Below are 20,604 nucleotides of genomic sequence, written 5' to 3'. Positions count from 1 at the left end.
AATGTTTTTCGTAACTTTATAGGTGGTTAAAAGTAACTATTACGATAAACGCATGTAACACAAGAACATTAGAATCCTTTTTATGGATACTAAATTAAACAACACAAAAAAAGTAGCACAGCCATTGGTGGAACTTAGCCATGTTGAAAAACATTATGGCAAGCTTCACGTTTTGAAAGATATTAACTTAACAGTTAATAAAGGCGAAGTGCTTGTTATTATTGGACCTTCTGGTTCTGGCAAGTCAACAATGTGCAGGACGATTAATCGTCTTGAAACAATCGACTCTGGAGATATTCGCATTGATGGTAAGCCTCTTCCTCAAGAAGGAAAAGAACTTGCTGCATTGCGTGCGGAAGTTGGAATGGTGTTCCAATCCTTTAATCTTTTTGCAAACAAGACAATTCTAGAAAACGTTACGCTTGCTCCTATTAAGGTTCGCCATATGGAACAGCAAGAAGCGGAAAGTTTAGCAATGGATCTTCTTGCAAGAGTTGGTGTAGATAATCAAGCAAACAAGATGCCTTCTCAGCTTTCTGGAGGTCAGCAGCAGCGAGTGGCAATTGCTCGCGCGCTTGCAATGCACCCAAAGGTTATGCTTTTTGATGAGCCTACATCTGCGCTTGATCCAGAAATGGTTAACGAAGTTCTTGATGTTATGGTTGAGCTTGCAAAAGAAGGTATGACAATGATTTGCGTTACTCACGAGATGGGCTTTGCGCGTAAAGCTGCAGACAAAATCGTGTTTATGGCAGATGGTCGTATTCTTGAGCAAAATACGCCAGAAGAGTTCTTTGAGAATCCAAAGACAGATAGAGCAAAAGACTTCCTTTCAAAGATTTTGACTCATTAATTTGATTCTTAATTGAAATCATTAATATCGATTTTTAAGTCTTTAAGAGGTAGCTATGAAATATTTACACAATATTGCTCTTAAGTGTAAGCGTTGCAGACTGGGATTCAGGCATACATATCGCGCAATTTTATCTATGGTTTGCGTATTGTGCTGCGTTTTCCCGCTTAGCGCTTGCAGTAGCGATAATCGAAGCAATGTAATACGCATTGGTATTAAGTTTGATCAGCCTGGTCTTGGTTTCAAAAAGTCTGGAACCTACGTTGGTTTTGATGTAGACGTTGCAAAGTATGTTGCCAAAAAGTTGGGTTACTCCGAAGATAGGATTGTTTGGAAGGAATCGCCTTCAAAACAGCGCGAAGCAATGCTTCAAAATGGTGATGTGGATATGATTGTTGCAACATATTCCATAACAGATGCCAGAAAAAACACTGTTTCTTTTGCAGGACCATATTTTATTGCTGGTCAAGATTTATTGGTTCGCAAAGACGAGCATAAAGTAAGTGGCCCAGACGATTTAGATGGAAAGCGTTTATGCTCGGTAACTGGTTCTACGTCTGCAATAGTTATTAAAGAGAAGTACTCTTCAAAAGTTCAACTTATGCAACAGCCTGGTTATGCGGAGTGTGCAACAGCATTATTCTCTGGAATCGTAGACGCTGTTACAACAGACGATATTATTCTTGCTGGCCTTGCTACAGCATCGCGCGGCAGACTAAAGCTTGTTAGTAAGCCATTTACTGAAGAACACTACGGAATTGGCATTAAAAAAGGAAACACTAAGCTAGCTAAGCGAATTAATAATGCTCTTAAAGACATGATTAAAAATGGCTCATGGAAAAGAGCTTTAGACGATAACATGCGCGGAACTGGTTTTAAGCCAAACGCAAAGTATAATCCGCCAGTACCAAATGAGGGGGAGGAGTAAAATGCACGACTTTGTGCAATTATTTACCTCGTACAATATTCCAGGAGCATTCTTGGTAAATATTGAAATCACATTATGGAGCGTGCTTTTTTCCACGATTCTTGGTGTGATTTTAGTTATGATGAGGATTTGTCCAATTCATTCGCTTCGCATTATTGCAAGCGCATATGTTGAGTTCTTTAAGAATATGCCTCTAACTATAATCATGGTTTTTATGGTTCTTGGCGTGTACGCACAGCTAAAGCTCGGTTTTTCCACTGTTTTTAGCGTAAACTTCTTCTGGCTTGCAATTGCTGGCTTGAGTTTCTACACTGCAGCATTTGTTTGCGAATCTTTAAGATCTGGCTTAAATACAGTACCTTTGGGTCAGGCAGAAGCATGTAGAGCGCTTGGGCTTAACTTCTTCCAATCGGCTTTTAATGTGATTTTGCCTCAAACATTTTGCGGATCTGTAGCACCTCTTGGAAACACTTTTATTGCGTTGCTTAAAAATTCCACTGTTGCTGCTGCTGCATCTGTTGCAACTGAAACATCTACTCTTATGAGCGAGATGATTGAGAGGCATGCAGATTTGATTGTTCCAATCTTTTTGATTTTTGCGTGCGGATACATTGTGTTGATTATTCCAATTGGTATTCTTACAACTTATTTGTCTAATAAGCTTGCGGTTAGAAGGTGATAAAAATGGCAAAAGAACAAGAAAAATCTCTGTTATTTGATGCGCCTGGGCCTAAGGCTCTAAAGAAGATTCGCATTGCAAATATTGTTGCGTGCGTTGTGTTTGCGCTTATTGTTATTGCTTTGCTTTTAAGACTTAGCAATCCTCCAGAAGGCGAAAATCAGCTTTCGTGGGCATTGTGGAATCCAGCTGTAGAATCGGAAGCTTGGAGCGATTTTTATCTTCCAGGATTGTGGATGACTCTTAAAGCTTCGCTTCTTGCTGTTGCAGGATCAATAGTTTTTGGACTCTTGTTTGGTCTTTTAAGACTATTGCCTAGCTTGATTCTTCGTAGCATTTCTGCAGTTGTTGTTGAGTTTTGCCGAGCAGTACCAGTTCTTTTGCTTATGATCTTCCTTTGGCGAGGATTTGCATTTGCTGGAATAAGTGGAGCGTCTTATTGGGCTGTTGTTTTGTCTTTGATTTTGTACAACGGTTCTGTTGTTGCAGAGTTAGTTCGATCTGGCGTTGGAAATCTTCCTAACGGTCAGCGCGAAGCATCTTTAGCTCTTGGACTTTCGCAATATCAATCTTTAACACAAATCGAAATGCCGCAAGCAATAATCGCAATGCTTCCTGCAGCTGTAACTCAGCTTGTTGTTGTGTTAAAAGATACTGCATTGGGTTCCATAATTATGTACACTGATTTGCTCCAAGAATCTAGACGACTTGGATCAATGTACTTTAACATTTTGCAAACTTTGACTGTTGCTGCAGTTGTATACTTCTTGATTTGCTGGGCGCTTTCTTGGTTTGCTGAATGGCTTCCAGCAAAGCTTAGTAGCAGAACTGCAGCTCCAACAGAGCCAGAACCTGTTGCACCAATCGCAATTATGGATCCTTCTAACGTGAATCAGATTGCTGTTGCTAAGGAAGTTAAAGAGCTGCCACATGGTGGAACTCCTAGAAAGTACCACGTGCATCACCGCGGCACAAACGCTTCTATTCACCATTGGCGTCGTACGCGTTACTTGCAAGGCTACGATGAGCATCATCTAGAAACAGGTGACGAGAATCTAGAAGATAGTCAAAATACTAACCAAGATAAAAATAATAAAAAGCATGATTAATCTTAACTTTTAGATTAATCATGGATTGATAGCGCAATGGGTTTGATTCCGCCTATTGCGCTATTTTTATTCGTTTGATTTTATTCGTTTGAACAAAACGCTTTTTAGTATTTACTAAAACACGACTAAACATGTTCAAAATAAAAATCGATAAAAATCGACACAATCATGTTAAAAATCGTGTTGTGATGTGTCGTCATTGAAAGATATCATAGCAAAGATATGCTTGCGTTCGCCGTTATGACTGGAGGAAAGTTTTATGACTATCGCACAAGCGGGGGAAAGCAAGTCTCGTAGAGTTTTGTTAAAGCTCTCGGGAGAAGCATTTGGCGGTGGCGCCGTTGGTATAGATACTCATGTTATTCGTAGAATTGCTGGCGAGATTGTAAAAGCAGTGCATGAAGGCGTGCAAGTTGCAATCGTTGTTGGCGGCGGAAACTTCTTCCGCGGTGCAGAGCTTCAACAAGCTGGCATCGATCGTAGTCGTGGCGATTATATGGGTATGCTTGGAACTGTTATGAATTGCTTGGCTTTGCAAGATTTTCTTGAGCAAGCAGGTCAGGCGACTCGCGTTCAAACTGCTATAACAATGGGTCAAGTTGCTGAGCCTTATATTCCACTTAAAGCGATTCGACACTTAGAAAAAGGCCGAGTTGTAATTTTTGGGGCAGGCGCTGGAATGCCTTATTTTTCAACCGATACCGTTTCTATTCAGCGTTCTTTAGAGATTCATTGCGATGAAGTTTTAATGGGCAAGAATGGCGTTGACGGAGTTTATAGTGCAGATCCCCGCAAAGATCCTAATGCTAAGAAATTCCTCACTCTTAATTACCATCGCGCGCTTGTTGATGGTCTTGCAGTTATGGACGCTTCTGCGCTTTCTATGGCTAGAGACAACAGCCAAAATATTCGCGTATTTGGTCTAGAAGGAGAAGGAAACGTTACTCGCGCATTAGTCGGAGATCAAATCGGAACTTTGGTTTCTAACGATGAGCCTACATTTGCTTAATAGATGAAATATTAGTGAATAATCATCAATAAATAATCATCAATAAATAGAACATGCAAATTAGGCAATAACTTAATAACCTAAAATTTAACAAACCTAAAATTTATAAATAAAATTTTAATTGGCACAACTAATACCAATAAAGGAGAACACATGCCAGCTATTGTTGATCAGGCTCTTGAACAAATGAACAAGTCCATTGAAGCTACAAAAGAAAACTTTATGGGCATTAGGACTGGTCGAGCTAATCCTGCTCTTCTTAATGGAATTATGGTTGACTATTATGGCGCGCCAACTCCTATTAAGGCTGTAGCTTCTATTGGCGTTCCAGAGCCAAGAACTCTTTCTGTTACTCCTTTTGATGCATCGCAAGCAAATGCTGTTGAAAAAGCTATTCGCGATTCAGATTTGGGTGTTAGCCCTAACAGAGATGGCAATGTTATTCGCGTTACAATGCCAGAGCTTACTGAAGAGAGGCGCAAAGAATACGTAAAGCTTGCTAAGACCAAGGCAGAAGAAGGCAAGGTTGCTGTTAGAAATATTCGCCGCAAGACTAAAGAAAGCATTGATAAGTCTGTTAAAGATGGCGAAATTGGCGAAGACGAAGGCGACCGCTTGCAAAAAGAACTAGATAAAGTAACTAAGCAAGTTACTGATTCCTTAGACGCTTTGCTAGAAGGCAAGCAGAAGGAAATCATGGAGGTTTGATTCTTTGGATTCAAATGCTACGAACGATGCTTATGAAGCTTTAACAGATATAAACAAGCGAACTGGCAGGAACATGCCACAAGCTATTGCAACTGCAGTGCTGCTGATTGCTGTAATTGTGGCATGTCTTCTTGTAAGCATAGATGCTTTTGTTGTTCTTCTAACTGTTTTTATGCTTCTTGCATTGTGGGAATTGCACGTTGACTTTGCTACAGCAGGATTTAGGATTCCTTTTGCAATTCTGTCTATTTGCTCGGTTATTACGATTTTTTCAACCTTCTACGCAAAGTGGCATGCAGTTGCAATGGCAAGTGGAATAACAGCCTCGCTTATTTTAACTGTTATTTTTGCAACTCTAAATAGCACTGTATCTAAAAGAACTATGCGTGCTGTAGAAAAGAAACTACAGCATGCAACTTCTAAAAGCCCAAAAGCTAGTACTTTTACTAATACAGCTGTTTCGTTGTTTGTAGTGTTGTATATTCCTCTTCTTGCTTCTTGCATTATTTTATCTATAGCTGATTCTAAACAAGCTGTAGCGCACGCAATGCTACTTATATTTTTACCTGCTTTAAGCGATACGGGCGGACTTTTTGCTGGAGCATGGTTAGGTAAACATAAGCTTTCTCCACGAATATCTCCAAAAAAGTCTGTTGAAGGACTTATAGGATCTATGCTTCTTGCACTAATCGGAGCTTACGCGATTGTTGCTGGATTCTATGGAACATCTTGGATTAAATTCTGGTGGATGCCTGCTGTTATGGGCATTTTGTCTGGAATTGTTGGAACTTTTGGTGATTTGTGCGCATCTATGCTTAAACGAGATATTGGCATTAAAGACATGGGTCATTTGCTTAAAGGTCATGGCGGGGTTTTAGATAGAGTGGACTCAATCTTGCTGTGCGCGCCGGTTTTAATGGCATTAATCAAAGCTGTTGGATTCTAATATTAGTTTTTACCAATTAGAATTTACCAATTAAACGTTTTAACAAAAGTCCTTATGTTTTGTTGAAAGTAAAAGAAAATAAAGGAAAGTAAAGAATATGACAATTTGCGCTATTCCTAGTCCAAGTATTTCTCAAATTACATTCGGACCTATTACATTAAGATTTTATGCGCTTTCGATTCTTGCTGGAGCACTAGTTGCAATTTGGATTGCTAATCGAAGATGGAAGCGAGAAGGCGGAGATTTTAACCAAATTCTAGATATAGCCCTTGTAAGTCTTCCTATGGGAATTGTTGGCGCGCGTCTATATCACGTTATTACAACTCCAGAGAAGTTTTTTGGCGCAAATGGCGATTTTCTAGAAATTTTTAGGATTTGGAATGGTGGACTTGGAATCTGGGGCGGAGTAATACTCGGATCTTTGGCTGCTAGTGCATTTTGCGCGTACAGAAAATATCCTATAAGCCTACTTGCTGATTGTGCAGCTCCTGCATTGCTTGTAGCTCAAGGAATAGGGCGTTTAGGCAATTGGTTTAATCAAGAACTTTATGGCGCTCCTACAACACTTCCATGGGGATTAAAACTTAATTATTCGGCATCAAATGCAATTGGTCACGCTGAAAGATGCTACGACGGTCTTACATGCCCAGAAGGCACACTTTTCCATCCAACGTTCTTGTACGAGATGCTTTGGAATTTTGCAGGCGCTGCTTTGCTTATATGCTTTAGCAAAGCACTTAAAAGCAAGCTTAAGTCTGGTTCCGAGTTTGTTCTTTACGTAATGTGGTATACAGCTGGAAGAATGTGGATTGAAGCTTTACGCATTGATTTTTCACACACTTTCCTTGGAGTAAGAATTAACGTTTGGGTGTCGATTGCAATTTTTATTGCTTCGATTATTGTTTTTGTTATTTTGCAAAATAGTAAAAAATCGCGAGCAAATCTTGTGAACCGTTTGATTGACATTACAGCATACGAGCGTGAGCGCGAACTTCAATCCAAAACAAAAATGGTTTACAAAAACGAAGCGAAAGAGGAATCTAAGTTAAATAGTTAGATTTAGTTAGTTTGAGTTAGATTTTGTTTTTCTAGTCGCTTGCTTTTCTTAGAATGGAACACATGAATATACAAATAGCACCTAGCATTCTTTCTGCAGATTTTTGCAATCTTGAAAGAGATCTTATAGCAATTTCCAATGCTGATCTTGTTCATGTTGATGTTATGGATCATCATTTTGTACCGAATTTGACTTTGGGGGAGCCGATTGTAAAGCGCATTTGCGAAGTTACTAATCTTCCTGTAGATGTTCATTTGATGATTGAAGACCCAGACCGTTGGGCACCAGAATACGCTAAGCTCGGAGCTGATTCTGTTAGCTTCCACATGGGTGCAACTCACGCTCCTGTGCGTCTTGCGCGTCAGCTTAGAGATATGGGTTGCAAAGCTTGCTTTGCAGTTCGACCGGCCGAGCCAGTTGAGCCTATTTTCGATATTTTAGACGAGTTCGACATGGTTCTTATTATGACTGTTGAGCCTGGTTTTGGTGGCCAAAAGTTCTTGAGTAATCAAATGAACAAGGTTCGCCGTTTACGCGATGAGATTACGCGCCGCGGATTAAGCACGCATATTCAGGTTGATGGCGGTGTTAGCCCATCTACTGCTGCAACTGTTGCACAAGCTGGAGCAGATGTTCTTGTTGCTGGCTCTGCAGTTTACGGAGCAAGTAGCCCAGCTCAAGCAATTGATTCTATTCGTAATATTGCTCAAGAAGCTTGGCGCGCATAGAAATATTGGGGCATAAAAGTGCCCCAATATTTTATTATTCGCAATAGTACTAGTATTGAAAATTTTATTTTTAGCAAGTTTTAAGGAAATTAGGTATGGTCAAATTCGTTTATAGTCAGGAATATAGTCCTGAAGCGCTTAATCGAGTTCTTACTGTGCCTAATGTTATTAGCTTTTTAAGAATATGCTCAATACCTTATCTTGCTGTTTTAATTGCGCAACACAAAATGTGGCCTGCTTTAATTGTTCTTGCAATAGCTGCACTTTCTGATTGTATTGACGGTTATATTGCAAGAACTTTTAATCAAGTTAGCAAATTAGGACAGATTCTAGACCCCATTGCAGATAGGCTTCTTATAGTTTGCAGCACATTAGCTTTAGTATTTGCAAAGATTATACCTTGGTGGGCATTAGCTTTAGTTGTTTTGCGAGACGCAATAATGGCAATTTTAATTGTGATTCTTGCACAATACGACTATGGCCCTTTGCCTGTTAATTTTATGGGCAAAACTGGAACAGCATTGCTAATGGTAACTATTGTTCTATTTATGATTGTTTTCGCTATTGCAGCAGAGCCAATGCTTATTCTATATGCTGCTGCAATAGCGTGCGCAATTTGGGGAATCACACTTTATTGGTTTGCAGGAATACTATATTGTATACAAGCTTATAAGCTACTAATAAAAAAGGCTAAATAATCCTTACGATTTTTTAAAAACGAGTTAATAGCAACGGATAAATCATGGTGGAAAAGACTTCTAAGCTAAATCAAAGTGGGGATTATGCCTCTAGTGGCACAATCCCAGAGTCTTTTCCTGCTCCAACTGTTGTTTTGTTTTCTAAACGCAGAGCAGTATTTTCTAAATCCGTGTTTGGTTTAGGCGCTCATCATGTTACAAATTCATCTTATACTTTTTCATCGCATCGAGATAGGCATCGTAGGCTTGAAGATTATTCTCTTAGACTAATAGATGATTTAAGCAACAGGCCAGTTGATCCGCTTTTTATGGATTCTAGACTAAATAAGCAAAATGTTAGCAAGATTAGTCTTTGGATTACAAGAATAATTGTTTTTGTAATTTGCATTGCTGTTGGTACTGTTGGTAGTCAATTCGTACGTAAACTACACGCTGATTCGCGTAAAGCTATACGCGTATCTTTAGCGAACGAGCTTACGACTCACGCAAGCAGATTCGACAATCTTGTTAAAGAAGTTGCAAAGCTTCGCGCTAGTGTAGATAAAGAGTCTAAAAGAATTAACACTCCGTACGAAAATCAAGTTGATAAATCCGACAACATGACTAATGGCACTCACGCTGTATATGGCCCTGGTGTTGTTTTGACTATTGCAAATCCTATTTCTGCAAGTAACGATGTTTCTAATGGTTCTATTCCTAGAGAAATGTCTAAAGGCGCTAGAATCAAGGTTGTTAGCGATCGAGATATTCAAATCTTTGTTTCTATTCTTTGGGATGCTGGAGCAGAAGCAATATCAGTTAACGGATACAGGATTGGTTCTCAAACATCGATTCGTACTGCAGGATCCACGATTCTTGTTGGAGTTAATCAAACTCAAAGCCCGTATACAATTGAGGCAATAGGAGACAGCTCAAGCCTTATTGAAAAGTTAAATTCTCAAAAGCATTCTGAATGGTTTACATCTCTTACAAATGCTGGCATTAATCCACAAGTCTCAGCTACTAATAACTTAAAGTTATCGGCAGCTGGAACGGGAGAAGTAAATTTTGCAAAAGAGTTGACGAGTAGAAGATAGAAAAATAGGAAAGATAGGAAATAGGTTATGACAGCTATTCTTGGATTGATTTTAGGAGCACTTATTGGTATTGTTGTGCATCCAGATATTCCAGTGGTTATTCAACCGTATTTGCCAATCATGGTGCTTGCTGCACTAGATGCTCTTCTTGGCGCTGCTAGAGCTTATTTTGAGCGCAGCTTTTCCGACAAAGTGTTTGTTATTTCGTTCTTCTCAAATGTTATTGCTGCAACGCTTTTAGTTTTGCTTGGCAACCAGCTTGGAGTTGGTGCACAATTGCAAACGGCTGTTATTGTTGTTTTAGGAATACGAATCTTCTCTAACGTTTCTGCAATTCGTCGTTTTATATTTAGGGGATAGATTCAGGGGATAATATGAAACATCCACTTGCGAATACTTCAAAAAACAGCGTAAAAAACAATGAATTAAGCGATAATAATATTGATAAAAATATAGACAATATTGTTAAACGGCTTCATCGCCAGCATGCTAAAGATAGAGAAAGCGACCGCACTCAAACAGGTTCCTTCCCGAAAGTTACGCGCAAAAATAAGCCATCTTTGCAAGGTCATGTTACAAGAACGCGCATTCTAACAGGCTTGCTTGTTATGCTTCTTTGCGCTCTTCTTAGCTTTGCATATATGATTCAAGTAAATCGAAGTGCTCTTGTGTACCAAACTATGAGCGAAGACGAGCTTACACGATTGATCACGGAAACTAATTCTCAAATACAAAATCTTGAACAACGAAAGTTTGAATTAACAAGTCAGCTTAATTCTCTAAAAGCATCTGTGAATAAGCAAGAAGAAGCTGCTAGAATTGCTAAGCAAAATTCGCAAACAAGCGGCTTGATTTCTGGTAGACTTCCAGCAATTGGAAAAGGTGTTATTATTCATATTACAGCTGGAGAAAAAGAGCGCGTAGATGCTGCAACTATGTTTCAGCTTATAGAAGAGCTTCGCAATGCTGGTGTGGAAGTTATGTCTATTAACGACATTCGTATTGTGACTTCTAGCTATATTTCCGACGCTAAGCATGGATTGCTGTGTGATGGAATCGAGATAAATCCTCCTTACATAGTTAAGGCGATTGGCGATGCGCAAAATTTGCAAAACGCCGTAAATATTGCAGGGGGAGTTGGATCTAGATTAAAAGTTAAATTTGGCGCTTCCGTATACGTTTCAACGCCTGAAGAGGTTGAGATTCGTTCAACACGCGAACCAAAACAGTATCAATATGCAAAACCGGTCGAATAAGAAGGTAAAATAGCAATTATGACTGAACCTATTCCTACAGCTGGCGAAACAACCATTATTGGCATGCCAGCAATAACTATTCCTGTAAATTCTAGTGCAGACCGCCCTCTAAAGCAGGATGATTTAGACACAATAGCAAAACTACTGCCAGGCACCGCTTTGCTTATTTCTACACGTGGGGCAGTTTCTGGGTCTCGTTATTTGCTAGACGAAGATGTTGTATCGGTTGGGCGTGATTCCAGAGCAGATATTATGCTTGACGATTCTACTGTTTCTAGAGCGCATGCTGTTTTTAGAAGGAATGGGAACGTTTTTAGCATTGCAGATGCGGGCAGCTTAAACGGAACATATGTTAATCGTAATCGAGTTGATGAAGCAGTTCTTAATAATGGCGATGAGATTATGATTGGCAAATATCGCTTAATGTTCTTTACGCAAAGTGCTGTTAGTAAACGATAATAAACAATAATGATGTTAAAAAACTCTTCTAAAAAGAATGCGCTGGCCGATTTTGATGAATCTAATAATCAGCCAGTGCAAGGGGAGTTGTTTTCTTTTTCTAGCGATGGAGAAGAGTCTGTTGGGTATCGCGGAAGCGTTGCAATGAAGATTGCTGGAATAACCTATAGGCAACTTGATTATTGGGCTAGAAAAAACATTATTGAGCCTTCGATTAATCCTTCACACGGGTCTGGATCCAGACGTTTATATTCTTTCAAAGATATTTCTATTATGGCGGTTGCTAAGCGACTTTTAGACGCTGGAGTAAATCTTACAAATGTTACAACAGCTATAGTTTTTTTGAATTGTTATAGTGTTAGTCATCTTGAACGCATGACAATAATTTGCGATGGTCAATCCGTTATGGAATGTAACAATAATCAAGAAAACATGTTTAGCATGCTAGAAGGCGGCTCAGCTGTTTTTGCAATCGCAGTTGGATGCATTGTTAAGCAAGTACGAGCTGATTTATCTAAAGAATCTTAAAACTAAAGAATCTTAAAACATAAAATTTATATCATATTGAAAATATCGAAATATTAAGAATAAAAAAATAATGAATAATAAAAAATGAAAGTGGTGTGCTGATTCTAATTCTTATGTAGTGTGTTGTATTCGTGATTTATAACAAATCTGACATAACGTACATTATCGGATATTGTCGTCGTTGGCTTAGTTCTCGTGGTTTAACACTATATCTCAATCTTAAAGATGTTCCAAAACTAAAATCTAGATAATTGAAAGGGGGTGATTAAATGACTGATGTTAATGCTACTTTGCGACTTGTGCATGCAACGTCTAAGGCGAATAATCCTTATGATTATGTTGCTGTTATTGTTGCTGGTCAAGAGATTTCTCGTCTTTTTTTGAAACCTCTTGAAGTTAAGTATTTATTTGATTCTAAAAATGTTGTTATTTAGTAAGGAGTTTTATTATGTATTCTGCACAAATTTTAGCTGATGGTTCTGGTATGGCTGGTTGGATTGCTTCGTTTCAAACTGCTTGGAATACTGGAGCAATGTGGAATGAGCTAACTGCAGCGGGTGCTCTTATTGGTCTTGTTGTGGTTTTTTCTTTTGGTTACCGTATTATCCGTAAATTGGTTAAAGGCGTTTCTAAAGGTAAAGCTAATATTTAACGTTTATTGTTGTCATTGGATAAGCTATGTATGATTTTCAACCTTTTTATGATGTTATTGTTGAGTTAGGAAAGACGCTTGTTCCGCTTGCCGTTCCTGCTATTTGTACATGGCTTATCCTTTCCTGGATTTTTGATTTATTGTATAGATCATAATGCGTTTTGTTGATTCTCGTAATACTAAAGGTTTAAGTAAGCCTGTTTATGGTGATTCGTTTTGTATTGTTGATACAAATCGTTTGTTTTCTTATCGTGCTGGTGATTGGTCATCGAGACGTAAGTATGCTGTATATGTTAAGGCTGGTGTAAGTGCTGATGAGTGGTTTTTATCTTCGTATGCGCAAACCTATGATAGTCGTTCTCCTTGTGAGAATTATGAGACGTATTCGGTACAAGTGCAGCCCTCTACTCATTTTTTTACGGCAGAACTCGTTACTGATGCTTTGTTATGTACGACGATTATTTGTTCGATTGTTTGGCTTATTGTGCGTCCTATTTTTCCTCGTCGTTTGCGTTCCGACCGTCGCTAATGCTTCTATTAATACTCCTGTTGATAGCGTGCCCATTAATGGTAACATTACTGTTTCTAATGGTTCTCTTTCAAATTTAGGTACTGGTGCGGTTGCTTTAGCTCGTGGACAAATTATGTCTATTGATGCTATTTATCCCGTTGGTTTGCAAGCTGGTGATATTGTTGCTGTTTCGATTCATCAATTGAATTCTGATACTTCGTTTGGCGTGAAGTGGGGTGCTTTATCGAATTATCCTTATTCTTCCCTTTTACAGCTTGATGTTGCTGCTAAGACAGCGTATTTTAAGTGTCTTTCTTCTTCTTGCGCTTTATCGTCTGTGGCTAAGCTTCAAAATGATGCTAATTATTTCATTACTGCTTTTCGTATTCGGGGTGATAATCTTGCTGATATTAAGGCGTATTTGGATCAGTTTAATAATTGGTTTTCTACGCTTTCTAATCGTCTCATTAATGTGAATGATACGCTTGCTGATATTCGTTCTAAAATTGATGGTATTTTTACTTGGTTTCGTTCAATTAATGATTATCAAGATATACGCACTGGTAAAGTTTTAACTGAATTACATAAGTTAGAAAAGTTGTTGAAAGATCAGGAGCGTGATCGAGAAGAACAGAAGAAAAAAGAACAGCAAGCTAATGCTGATGCAGAAAAAAAGAAAAATGAGTTTTCTAAGAAGAGTGATAATGATACAAAAGCTGAAAATAATGTTAGTAAGCTTTCTTCGCTTTTTACGAATCTTTTTACTACATCTCCTAAACCTCCTAATATTAGTGCATCATATAATGGTGTAAAATTGGATTTTGATTTTGATGCTATTCCTGCTCCTCCTGCATGGCTTATTGCGTTAGAAGCTCTCCCCCTTTTTTATATTTCTTTACGTTGTTTTGCTAAATTGCTTCGTCTAATGCCTGAGCTTGTGCGTGCTTGGCGTGAGCGTTCTATGTCTTTGAGTATGGTTTTTGATTTCTTAGGAGTGTAGGTATGCTTGATTTTGTTCGTGTTGGTATTCGTACTGCTGTTATTACTGCTATTTTTGTGGCACTTGGTGTTCTTCTTGCTGGTTTGTTTAAATTATTTTCTATTATTCCGTTTCCTGATGTTTCGCTTGTTATTGATGCTTTTAGTATTGCTTTTTGGTTTCTTCATCGTTTTGCGCCACCGCTTGTTTGGACAATACTTTTTATTTCTTCTTTAATTGTTTTTAAGTTTACTGTGTATGTGGCGTATTTAGTTAATCTTGCGGCTAGTTGGGTTTTGGAGATATTTCAATGAAAATAGATTTTGAGTCTTTTAGGCATAAGTCACCTAAAGCTTTTACAGGTTTTCCTACAGGAACGCGCGTGTATAAGGGTTTTCAAGGATCTGGTAAAACTCTTAGTATGGTACATTATGCGCTTAAAATTTTAAAAGATTATCCGGATTGCATATGCTATAGTAATATTATTATTAATCATCCACGTGTAAATCTGTTTTTTACGAATGATGAATTAGAAAACATTCTTAATATGACCGTTGGTGATAAAGGGTTATTACTTCTTCTTGATGAAGCGCATCTATTTTTTAATAAGAAACGTGGTATTAGTCTTGATTTTCTTGCTGCGATCTCTCAACAACGTAAAAATCGTTTCCATATTGTTATGTCCTCACAAATATGGGAAGAACTCGACATTAGTTTACGTAAACAGGTAAAAACAATTGTTAATTGCCATAGCTTATTACGTACTATTATCGTTAATGATGTATCAGATGGTGAAACACTTTCTTATGATAAATTACAAGGCGCATATGTAGCTAAAAAATTGTATACGTATGTTTTTCATATGACAAAACGAGAAACTTCACTCTATGACACATACCAGCGTATCGCACGCAATGACGAATACTCACACACTTCTACACGCTCTACGGACTCGTCGTCATCCGCAATTCAAATCAACCTTCCCAAACACGCACTTCTCCGTGCGTAAAAATCAGACCGTCCGAACTGTTCGCACAGTACTGTGCGCAGTTCGAGACGGCAAAATAATACTGCAACCAATGGTTGCAGTATTATCATAATTTTTTTATAATAGCATAATCAATACAATTTCTCTTTAAGGATAATTGAAATGACAGTAAATATCAAGTCTCACAAGCTTCGCCAAGCTCTTGGTAATTCGGAAAAAGCTTTCAATATGCTCTGGTCTTTACGCTCTACAATGCAGAAAATTGCTTCTAAGCATACGTTGAAAGATTGTGGGCATGTTATTAATCATGCTGCTGCGGTTCAAAAAGTAAGATCAGACGGGTCTGCCACATTCGGTGGTCTTTCGACGTGTTCGAATGTTTGGTGTTGTCCTGTTTGCTCTGCAAAAATTTCACATTATCGTGTTGAACAACTAAAAGTTTTGGTTGACTGGGCTAAGCGCAATAACTACGTAGTGAGCTTATTGACATTGACTCAACGTCATCATAAAGGCGATAATCTTGCTGATTTATGGAAAAATATCAGTGCTGCATATGCTCGCTTGCAATCTATGTCTGGCTTTATGAATTTTCGTAATAATATTGTCGTTGGTTCTGTAAAAGCTACAGAAGTTACTTATGGTGACAATGGTTGGCATGTTCATTTTCATATTCTTTTTATAACTACTCGAACTTTTGAAGGTTATCACTGTAATAAACGTGGTGACACTATTCGCGATTATATTGCAGCTAAGTTTGGTTTATTTCTTCAAAAATTCGGTGGTGACTTTATCGCTGCGTCTGGTGGCATGGATTGGCAAATTTGCAAAGACGGCACAGAACGCATAGTCGCCAAATATGTCAGCAAAGTTCACGGAGATATTGCTAAAGAATTAACTTTAGGTAACTTCAAAAAAGCTCGCGTTAAGTCTTCTCGCACTCCGTTTCAGATACTTGCTGATATTCAAGAAGACAACTTTCAAAACAAGCAAGATATAGCTATTTTTCGTGAGTATGAGAAAGCTAGTCATTACAAACGACAAATGCATTTTTCACACGGTCTTTTTGACATGCTACCACTAGAAGATTTAGACGACGAACAAATCTTAGAACAGCGCAGTGATCGTGATACACTTTTCTTCATCTCAAAAGACGATTGGGAAGTCATACGCGAAGACGGTACAGCTCCCCAATTACTCGCTTTTGTTGAGTCTACAGATGACGTAAGAGACATTATCGGATACTTATATAGAATTATTTTTATATAGAAATATTATTTGCGCAAAGTATTATCAAAATATTCATCAATAGCAATGCTCAAATCACAAACATTGTCAATAATCCTATAAGCACCGTGCTTTTTAAGCTCACCAGGCTCTGCGTAGCCCCAAGCGCAACCAAGACAATCAATGTAGCATGCTAAAGCACCATCTGCGTCCGTCCATCGGTCGCCAACCATTAATGCCTTGTCTAGCGAATAGTCAAAACCAATATTTTTCAAAACATAGCGAATAACTTGGTCTTTTTTAATTCTAGACATATCGGCACTCGCGCCGTAAATTCCATCAATCAAATCTGTTAAACCAAAATAATCACAAATAGGCTTAACTTGATATTCTGGCTTGCAAGATGCTGTAGCAAGATAATATCCAGATTCACGTAGTTTCTTTAATTGTTCTGGAATACCTTCGTAAACCTTATTCAAAAGACTTCCAGTGATTTTACTACCACTAGGATTTTTCGGATCTGTAAAAGTTGCAACTTCGGAATAATACTTTCGATACAACTTTACGCCTTCTAATTGCAAATCTTCTGGCATGCCATTTCGTTGAAAAGATTCAAGAATAGACGGTCCTACAAAGCGCATCATCTCTTCATCGTCTGGAATTTGCATGCCTAAATCGCTCATAGCTCTTTTAGCACACGCAATAATTCCCATATGAGATTGAGTCAAAGTGCCATCTAAATCAAGCAAAACAACTTTCATGGAGTTTTCCCTAAAATCCTAAATTAAATAATTAATATTAGTGATTAATCACAAAATTAAAGTAAAACTACACATCAAAGACTACTCGTAATCAGGAATCCAACCTTCGTGATGCATTTTCAAGCGTTTATCAAGCAAAGCTTTTAGCTCTTCTTCGCTTCTACGCTCTAAAAGCATATCCCAATGAGTTCGAGTTGGCTTATTAAAATCATCATCTGGCCTATCTGCGTCGCCTTCTTTATGCGCTAAAGCACCGCAACGGCATTCCCATTCTTCTGGAACTTCTGCACCTTGAGCAAGAGGGAGAATAGTCCTATGCCCTTTAGGACAAACATATGTAACATCATTACGAGCTGCAAAATCAACATTATCGTCGGATTCTAGCGACTTTGCACCAATGCTCATACCACGTAAACTGCGTTCTGCCATATTATATTCTCCTTTTAGTTTCCATTATAAAGCTAGCGAATTGCACGGACTATAAAGATTAAACATCACAATAGGCTACTACCCCACGATTAATTATTTGAACTGCTTCATATGCTTTGTGTGCTAAAGAATCGTCTACATTAGGCAAAATTCTTAAATAATCGCTAAGAACAGCAAGCTGATTAAGCAAGTCTATAAGTCTTTTGGCAAAGCGCACAAAATCTCCACCCGTAATATCCGTATTTTGCAAAATATCAAGCAAGTCAGCGCCTTGTGCCCAATCGTATATAAGGTCTACTGCGCCAAAATCTAGCGATTTCAACGCATCAAGATGATTGTTTAAGCACATATTGCTTATGCGCATAAACAATTCTTTTAATCTAGAAACAGTATTGAATACAGCGCCGTCTAATCCACCAGGATATCTTCTTGGCTCTGATCCCACTGGCCCTCTAGACTCATAAACCAAAGAAGATACACAACTCAACAGCTCAATAGGAGTTAAATCGTTAAAAATACCTTCGCAAATGGCTTGCGCAAAAACAACATCAAGCTCGTTATAAAGTCGTCTAAGAAGCTGACCCTTATTAGTCAAAACAAACGTATTACCTGTTTGTTTTAAGTAATCCAAACTACATAAAACATTACAAATATTGTCAAAACATCTTGCAACAGAACCAGTTCTAGAATTATAACGTTCTTTAACTTGATTTAGCTCTTTTGTTTCTCTAGCCCAATAATATCCCCAATGTAAATGGTTTTGAATATCTGGACAATTTGCACAAGGATGGTTTCTTTCTTGAATGCGCAAGCTAGCAATTTTGTTATCTAACTCTTTGAATGCATTTGAACGCTCTAAATCGCTGGAAAACAGAGTATGCTTAAGTTTTCTACGCTGATCATGTTGAGCGTCTTTAAGGCGCATTCTAAGAGTCATAAACTCAGCAAAATCGCCATTAGAACAATGGAAAGCTTGCTCATAGCCACTAATCGCCTCTTGAAGTTCTTCAATACGACTCAAAAGGCGCGCTGCCGAAGCGTTCGCTTCCCATTGAGCAAATGAGCTACTAAGCGTTACTCGAGCTGTTTTTGCATCGCTATTATTAAGAAGATTAACAGCCATGTTAAAAGTTGGAACAAAGCTAGAGTGAAGAGGATAAACACGCTTACTAGAAAGAGAAGCCGCTTTAGCTGGGTCAAAATCAGGATTGTCTATTAAAACAGCATGACCAATATCGTCAATTCCGCGTCTTCCAGCTCGGCCAGTAAGTTGAGTAAACTCGCCAGGCGTAAGAGGAACATGACCTGTACCATCATACTTAACTAGCTTTTCTACAACAACACTCCTAGCTGGCATATTTAAGCCTAAAGCAAGTGTTTCTGTGGCAAAAATAATCTTAATAAGACCACGCTCAAAAAGAGTTTCAACAATATGCCTAAAAATCGCGATCATACCTGCGTGATGAGCCGCAAATCCTTGTTCCAAAGCGTATCTAAAGCGTTCAAATCTAAGCGCTTTTAAGTCACTTTTAGAAAGCTTATTTTGCGAGATCATTGAATCAACAATTCTACGAATCTCGTACATCTCTTCATCGCTTGTAAGAGCTAGACCAGCGTTTAAGCATTGCTGAACAGCTTGATCGCAACCAGAACGTGAGAAAATAAAGTAAATCCCAGGAAGCATATTAAGATAATCAAGCTCGTCAATAACAGCCCATCTTTTAGGAGTATGACGAACAGTTAAAGACGACTTGGAATTTTTTTGTAAATCACTAGAGCGATCGCGCGATTTTCTTTTAGAAAATCGCCCTTTAGAGAATCTCTTATCTTTACTTAAATAAGAAGATTTTTTGCGCAAAGCAGCATTTTCCCACTGGCTTAACTTTCTAGTTAAAGCAAGATTTACACGATTCGTTGGATTGCCATTTTTGTCTGAATCGTAAAGATTAAGAAGCTCTGGCTCTGTTTGGCCATCTTTTTGGATAATAACATGACGTTCAAGAGGAACAGGCCTATGCTCATCTACGATTAAATGAGTGTTTCCGCGAACAGAAGAAATCCATGCGCTAAAATCTTCAACATTAGAAACAGTTGCCGAAAGTCCAATAATTTTAACGCTTTGCGGAAGATGAATAATAACTTCTTCCCAAACTGCTCCTCGGAATTTATCTGCTAAATAGTGCACTTCGTCTAAAACAACAAATCCAAGCGAATTAAGTGTTATTGAACGCTCATAAAGCATATTTCGTAAGACTTCTGTTGTCATAACAACAATATCTGCTTCACTGTTAACAGACGTATCTCCTGTTAACAGACCAACTTTATTAGAGCCGTAAACTTCGCAAAAATCATGATATTTTTGGTTGCTAAGAGCCTTGATTGGAGTTGTATAGAAGGTTTTAACACCGCGATTAACGCCCAAAAAAACAGCAAAATCTGCTACAACAGTTTTACCAGCACCTGTAGGAGCAGCAACAAGAACGTTATCTCCATTTTCTAGAGCATCAATTGCCTCAAGTTGAAAATCATCCAAATCAAAGCTTAAGGAACTTTCAAATTTAGCAGCCATTGATTTAGAATGTTGCAAAGTCTTGCGAAACGCACTAAATCTTTGAGACGGAGATAATGGGAGCGTAGTCATAAACTATTCTTTAGTTTCCTTTAGTTTCTTTAGATTCATTAAAAATTGGATTGTCAATATCTTCTTTGCGCAAAGACAAGTTATTCCAATGTTGCCAAACAATTCTATGAGAATCTCCTACTTTTTCTCTGCGCTTTAAAACTCTAATTCTAGCCTCTTCTACACGTTGCGCAGCATCGAAAATCGGACGCGTAAAAAATGGATATGAATCCTTTTTCAACGAATCTTCACTGTTTTGCAACTTTTCAAAACAAGAATAAGCCTTAGTATAAAAACTCGTGCAATTCGTTAAAATCTTATACGCGCATTTAAGCGCGTACGCAAGCCCTGCGCCAATCATGCATAGCATAAAAAGAGTTAATAAAAGCCAAATCCACCATGGCAT

Annotated in this window: 26 protein-coding genes; 22 read left to right on the top strand and 4 right to left on the bottom strand. The window is 38.3% G+C overall.

Translation table 11 applies throughout. The features are described 5' to 3' along the window. The first annotated feature begins 82 nt into the window (after positions 1-82). The 22 genes from HXT45_RS03895 (at position 83) to HXT45_RS03790 (ending at position 16,430) form a co-directional block, all read left to right on the top strand. Positions 83-853, top strand: coding sequence for an amino acid ABC transporter ATP-binding protein (locus HXT45_RS03895; protein ID WP_004137994.1), 771 nt, complete (start codon positions 83-85; stop codon positions 851-853). Between the two features lie 55 nt (positions 854-908). Further along, on the top strand, positions 909-1,781 hold the full coding sequence (locus HXT45_RS03890) for a glutamate ABC transporter substrate-binding protein (protein WP_421781308.1): 873 nt from the start codon (positions 909-911) through the stop codon (positions 1,779-1,781). Between the two features lies 1 nt (position 1,782). Further along, positions 1,783-2,460 (top strand): ABC transporter permease subunit, encoded by a 678-nt coding sequence (locus tag HXT45_RS03885; RefSeq protein ID WP_421781306.1) that lies wholly within the window; start codon positions 1,783-1,785, stop codon positions 2,458-2,460. A gap of 5 nt (positions 2,461-2,465) precedes the next feature. Beyond that, complete coding sequence (locus HXT45_RS03880) at positions 2,466-3,569, top strand: amino acid ABC transporter permease (protein WP_421781304.1); 1,104 nt, start codon at positions 2,466-2,468, stop codon at positions 3,567-3,569. Between the two features lie 259 nt (positions 3,570-3,828). After that, on the top strand, positions 3,829-4,578 hold the full coding sequence (gene pyrH, locus HXT45_RS03875) for a UMP kinase (protein ID WP_421781302.1): 750 nt from the start codon (positions 3,829-3,831) through the stop codon (positions 4,576-4,578). Positions 4,579-4,731: 153 nt separating this feature from the next. Continuing rightward, complete coding sequence (gene frr / locus HXT45_RS03870; RefSeq protein ID WP_421781300.1) at positions 4,732-5,286, top strand: ribosome recycling factor; 555 nt, start codon at positions 4,732-4,734, stop codon at positions 5,284-5,286. 4 nt (positions 5,287-5,290) lie between these two features. Continuing rightward, a complete protein-coding gene (locus tag HXT45_RS03865; protein ID WP_004130869.1) occupies positions 5,291-6,232 on the top strand; it encodes a phosphatidate cytidylyltransferase in 942 nt (313 codons plus the stop codon). A gap of 97 nt (positions 6,233-6,329) precedes the next feature. Then, positions 6,330-7,289: a prolipoprotein diacylglyceryl transferase gene (gene lgt / locus HXT45_RS03860; RefSeq protein WP_115793941.1), complete on the top strand. Its 960-nt coding sequence runs from the start codon at positions 6,330-6,332 to the stop codon at positions 7,287-7,289. Between the two features lie 62 nt (positions 7,290-7,351). Beyond that, on the top strand, positions 7,352-8,017 hold the full coding sequence (rpe, locus tag HXT45_RS03855) for a ribulose-phosphate 3-epimerase (protein ID WP_004130865.1): 666 nt from the start codon (positions 7,352-7,354) through the stop codon (positions 8,015-8,017). 95 nt (positions 8,018-8,112) lie between these two features. After that, a complete protein-coding gene (locus tag HXT45_RS03850) occupies positions 8,113-8,715 on the top strand; it encodes a CDP-alcohol phosphatidyltransferase family protein (protein WP_004130863.1) in 603 nt (200 codons plus the stop codon). Between the two features lie 44 nt (positions 8,716-8,759). Next, positions 8,760-9,791 (top strand): DUF881 domain-containing protein, encoded by a 1,032-nt coding sequence (locus tag HXT45_RS03845; RefSeq protein WP_004130861.1) that lies wholly within the window; start codon positions 8,760-8,762, stop codon positions 9,789-9,791. Between the two features lie 27 nt (positions 9,792-9,818). Further along, positions 9,819-10,151 carry a small basic family protein gene (locus tag HXT45_RS03840; protein WP_004130859.1) on the top strand — a complete coding sequence of 111 codons (333 nt, stop codon included), beginning with the start codon at positions 9,819-9,821 and terminating at the stop codon, positions 10,149-10,151. 14 nt (positions 10,152-10,165) lie between these two features. After that, positions 10,166-11,047: a DUF881 domain-containing protein gene (locus tag HXT45_RS03835; RefSeq protein ID WP_004130857.1), complete on the top strand. Its 882-nt coding sequence runs from the start codon at positions 10,166-10,168 to the stop codon at positions 11,045-11,047. 18 nt (positions 11,048-11,065) lie between these two features. After that, positions 11,066-11,506 carry an FHA domain-containing protein gene (locus tag HXT45_RS03830; RefSeq protein WP_004130855.1) on the top strand — a complete coding sequence of 147 codons (441 nt, stop codon included), beginning with the start codon at positions 11,066-11,068 and terminating at the stop codon, positions 11,504-11,506. A 9-nt stretch (positions 11,507-11,515) separates the two neighbouring features. Further along, positions 11,516-12,034, top strand: a complete 519-nt coding sequence (locus HXT45_RS03825) for a MerR family transcriptional regulator (RefSeq protein ID WP_421781296.1) — start codon at positions 11,516-11,518, stop codon at positions 12,032-12,034. A 269-nt stretch (positions 12,035-12,303) separates the two neighbouring features. Then, positions 12,304-12,468, top strand: a complete 165-nt coding sequence (locus HXT45_RS03820; RefSeq protein WP_004130853.1) for a hypothetical protein — start codon at positions 12,304-12,306, stop codon at positions 12,466-12,468. A gap of 14 nt (positions 12,469-12,482) precedes the next feature. After that, positions 12,483-12,686, top strand: a complete 204-nt coding sequence (locus HXT45_RS03815; protein ID WP_004130852.1) for a hypothetical protein — start codon at positions 12,483-12,485, stop codon at positions 12,684-12,686. 238 nt (positions 12,687-12,924) lie between these two features. After that, the gene (locus tag HXT45_RS03810) at positions 12,925-13,215 is read left to right on the top strand and encodes a hypothetical protein (protein WP_421781294.1); all 291 of its coding nucleotides are present in this window, start codon (positions 12,925-12,927) and stop codon (positions 13,213-13,215) included. A gap of 28 nt (positions 13,216-13,243) precedes the next feature. Continuing rightward, positions 13,244-14,197, top strand: a complete 954-nt coding sequence (locus HXT45_RS03805) for a hypothetical protein (RefSeq protein WP_018639284.1) — start codon at positions 13,244-13,246, stop codon at positions 14,195-14,197. A gap of 2 nt (positions 14,198-14,199) precedes the next feature. Next, the gene (locus HXT45_RS03800; protein WP_018639283.1) at positions 14,200-14,490 is read left to right on the top strand and encodes a hypothetical protein; all 291 of its coding nucleotides are present in this window, start codon (positions 14,200-14,202) and stop codon (positions 14,488-14,490) included. Beyond that, positions 14,487-15,185 carry a zonular occludens toxin domain-containing protein gene (locus HXT45_RS03795; protein ID WP_018639282.1) on the top strand — a complete coding sequence of 233 codons (699 nt, stop codon included), beginning with the start codon at positions 14,487-14,489 and terminating at the stop codon, positions 15,183-15,185. Before HXT45_RS03800 ends, HXT45_RS03795 begins: the two co-directional genes overlap by 4 nt. 141 nt (positions 15,186-15,326) lie before the next feature. Further along, complete coding sequence (locus HXT45_RS03790) at positions 15,327-16,430, top strand: protein rep (RefSeq protein ID WP_004130846.1); 1,104 nt, start codon at positions 15,327-15,329, stop codon at positions 16,428-16,430. Between the two features lie 5 nt (positions 16,431-16,435). Here the strand turns inward: HXT45_RS03790 and HXT45_RS03785 are convergent, their stop codons facing one another. From HXT45_RS03785 to HXT45_RS03770, 4 genes are all read right to left on the bottom strand, one after another. Continuing rightward, positions 16,436-17,149 carry an HAD hydrolase-like protein gene (locus HXT45_RS03785; RefSeq protein ID WP_016635311.1) on the bottom strand — a complete coding sequence of 238 codons (714 nt, stop codon included), beginning with the start codon at positions 17,147-17,149 and terminating at the stop codon, positions 16,436-16,438. Positions 17,150-17,230: 81 nt separating this feature from the next. Beyond that, positions 17,231-17,578 carry an RNA polymerase-binding protein RbpA gene (locus HXT45_RS03780; RefSeq protein WP_004130843.1) on the bottom strand — a complete coding sequence of 116 codons (348 nt, stop codon included), beginning with the start codon at positions 17,576-17,578 and terminating at the stop codon, positions 17,231-17,233. A gap of 58 nt (positions 17,579-17,636) precedes the next feature. Further along, the gene (locus HXT45_RS03775; protein ID WP_253254087.1) at positions 17,637-20,219 is read right to left on the bottom strand and encodes a DEAD/DEAH box helicase; all 2,583 of its coding nucleotides are present in this window, start codon (positions 20,217-20,219) and stop codon (positions 17,637-17,639) included. A 10-nt stretch (positions 20,220-20,229) separates the two neighbouring features. Next, positions 20,230-20,604, bottom strand: a complete 375-nt coding sequence (locus tag HXT45_RS03770) for a hypothetical protein (protein ID WP_004133149.1) — start codon at positions 20,602-20,604, stop codon at positions 20,230-20,232.

Origin of the sequence: Gardnerella sp. DNF01199S (assembly GCF_049244155.1) — a bacterium.
Classification (GTDB): Bacteria; Actinomycetota; Actinomycetes; order Actinomycetales; family Bifidobacteriaceae; genus Bifidobacterium; species Bifidobacterium piotii.
Note: the sequence above shows the minus strand (reverse complement) of the source record. Positions and strands in the feature narration are given on the sequence as shown.